The 2,684-nt window shown below is 68.4% G+C and carries 2 protein-coding genes; one reads left to right on the top strand and one right to left on the bottom strand.

Annotation, left to right across the window (positions count from 1 at the left end):
• A partial coding sequence (gene glmU, locus K8V11_RS01540; RefSeq protein WP_303910451.1) for a bifunctional UDP-N-acetylglucosamine diphosphorylase/glucosamine-1-phosphate N-acetyltransferase GlmU occupies positions 1-1,148 on the bottom strand: 1,148 nt, incomplete at its 3' end.
• Positions 1,149-1,375: 227 nt separating this feature from the next.
• Here glmU and K8V11_RS01535 point away from each other — a divergent pair.
• Positions 1,376-2,683, top strand: a complete 1,308-nt coding sequence (locus tag K8V11_RS01535; RefSeq protein WP_303910450.1) for an MFS transporter — start codon at positions 1,376-1,378, stop codon at positions 2,681-2,683.
• Position 2,684: the final 1 nt, after the last annotated feature.

The following is a 2,684-nucleotide window of genomic DNA, read 5'->3' as shown; positions in this document are numbered from 1 at the left end:
CCGTCATAATTGACGAACACGCTCGAGGCGCCGATGTTGGAGTTCTCGCCGATCGTCGCATCCCCGACGTAGGTGAGGTGCGGCACCTTCGAACCGTTGCCGATCTGCGATTTCTTGATCTCCACGAACGTGCCGACCTTGGACTCCTCGCCGAGTTCGGCCTCCGGGCGCAGGTAGGCGAACGGGCCGACGTGGGCTCCGGCCCCGATCGTTGCCTCGCGCGCGTGCGTCCGCTCGACGACCGCGCCCTCGGCTACGGAGGTGTCCCGCAGCGTCGAATCCGGGCCGATCACCGTCTCGCCGCCGATGCTCGTGGTGCCATAAAGCTGCACGCCCGGGAGCACGGTCACGTCCTGTCCGGTCAGCTCACATGTGACGTCGATCCACGTGGAATTCGGGTCGACGATGGTCGCGCCGGCCCTCATCCACTTCTCGCACACCCGCCGGTTGAGCTCGGCGCCGAGCGCGGCGAGCTGAACACGGTCGTTGACCCCGGCGACGACCGCGGCATCCTGGGCGCGGTGCCCGCGCACGAGCCGACCCGAATCGCGCGCGATCTCGATGACATCGGTGAGGTAGAGCTCGCCCTGCGAGTTGTTCATCGTCAGCTGGCCGAGCGCGGTGCGAAGCAGGTCCGCGGAGAACGCGTACACACCGGAGTTCACCTCGTCGATCTGTCGTTCGAGCTCGGTGGCATCCTTGTGCTCCACGATGCGCTGCACACCGCCGTCGTCATCCCGCACGATGCGGCCGTAGCCGGTGGGGTCGTCGGCGGTGGAGGACAGCACCGTCACCGCGGCGGGAGGCTCCTCGCTGTGCACCTCGAGCAGGTTCGTCAAGGTCTGCGCGTCGAGCAGCGGAACATCGGACGTGGTCACCACGATGTTGCCGTGAAAATCCTCGGGCAGCGCCTCGAGGCCCGCGCGCACCGCATCGCCGGTGCCGTTCTGCTCCACCTGCACCGCGGTGTCCACGGGGACCCCCAGCGCCTCCGCCTCGGCGAGGGCGGCGGGCTCGACCTTGTCGCGCTGGTGCCCGACGACCACGACGATGCGCCCGGCTCCGGTGCCGGCGGCGGCGTGCATCGCGTGCGCGAGCATCGTGCGCCCGCCGACGGGGTGCAGCATCTTCGGGATCGCGCTCTTCATCCTCGTGCCCGCGCCGGCGGCGAGGACGATGACTGCGCTCCCTTCGCCTCCTGCAGAGGTGGGTGAGGGGGTGGACGACGCGGGAGAAGTCAAGGTCGTGATGCCTCCTGACATGGCGAGAGTTATTGGTGACGGAACGAAAAGTTGTAACCGTGCCCTTAGACAATACGACCCGGGGCGAGGCAAATGGTCCTCTCATACCGCCCCAGGCCTAATATTGGTCCATTGTGGCAGGGATTCGCGGTATTTTTGCCGACACTCGCCCGTTGCGCACGCCGGCCTATCGTCGGCTGTTCACTGCGCAGATCGTGACGGTCGTCGGGGCACAGCTTTCCATCGTCGCTGTTCCGCAGCAGATCTACGAGATCACCGGAAGTTCGGCGTACGTGGGGCTCGCGGGTCTCGTGGCCCTCGCTCCGCTCATCGTGTTCGGACTGTGGGGCGGGGCGCTGGCGGATTCGATGGACCGCCGCACCCTGCTCGCCATCGCCACGGCCGGTCTCATCGTCACGACGTTCGGGCTGTTCCTACAGGCGTTCCTCGGCAACGAGAACGTGTGGATCGTCCTCGCGCTTCTCGCCGTCCAGCAGTCGTTCTTCTCCATCGGCCAGCCCACGCGCACGGCGATACTTCCGAAGCTGTTGCCGGGGCACCTCCTGCCCGCCGCGGCGGCTCTCAACACCACGGTGCTCTCCTTCGGAGCTGTGGCCGGGCCTGTGCTCGCCGGTGCACTCATCCCGGTCCTCGGGCTCGACATGCTCTACCTCATCGACACGGTGGCGATGTTCGCCACGCTGTGGGCCGTGTTCGGCCTGCCCGCGCTGCCGCCGGAATCGACGGCGAAGGTCCCGGGGCTTCGCTCGGTGATCGACGGCTTCGCCTACCTCGCCACCCAGCGCGTTCTACTCGCTTCGTACGTCGTCGATCTCGTGGCGATGGTCTTCGGCATGGCCCGCGCCCTGTTCCCGCAGATCGCGCACGAACATTTCGGCGATCCTTCGACCGGCGGCGTCGCGCTCGGTCTCCTCTATGCCTCGATGGCCGCCGGCGCGCTGATCGGCGGGGTGTTCTCGGGCTGGGTCTCTCGCGTCCGGCGCCACGGCGCGGCCGTGCTGTGGGCGGTTGCCGTGTGGGGCCTCGCGGTCGTCGCGTTCGGCGTCGTCGTGGCTCTCGCGAGACCAGGCGAGCACGCGCGTTTCCTGCTTGCACTTGCCGTCGCCTGCCTCGCGGTCGGCGGTGCCGCCGACCTCATCTCCTCGGCCATCCGCCAGGCGATCCTGCTCTCGGCCGCCAACGAAGACATGCGCGGTCGCCTCCAGGCCGCGTTTTATATCGTCGTCGCAGGTGGGCCGCGAATGGGGGACTGGTCGCACGGCTACGCGGGCGCAATGTTCGGCCCGGCCCCGACCGTCATCGGCGGCGGGATCCTCGTGCTTGCAGGCACCGCGGCCTCGGCCCTCGGCTTCGGCGAATTCCGCAGCTACCGGGCGGGCGGCGACGAGCCCCGCGACCGCGAAACCCGGGTCGAGGCCTAAC

Source organism: Dietzia timorensis (genome assembly GCF_020742175.1).
Classification (GTDB): domain Bacteria; phylum Actinomycetota; class Actinomycetes; order Mycobacteriales; family Mycobacteriaceae; genus Dietzia; species Dietzia timorensis_A.
This window is presented reverse-complemented; position numbering and strand designations above follow the sequence as displayed.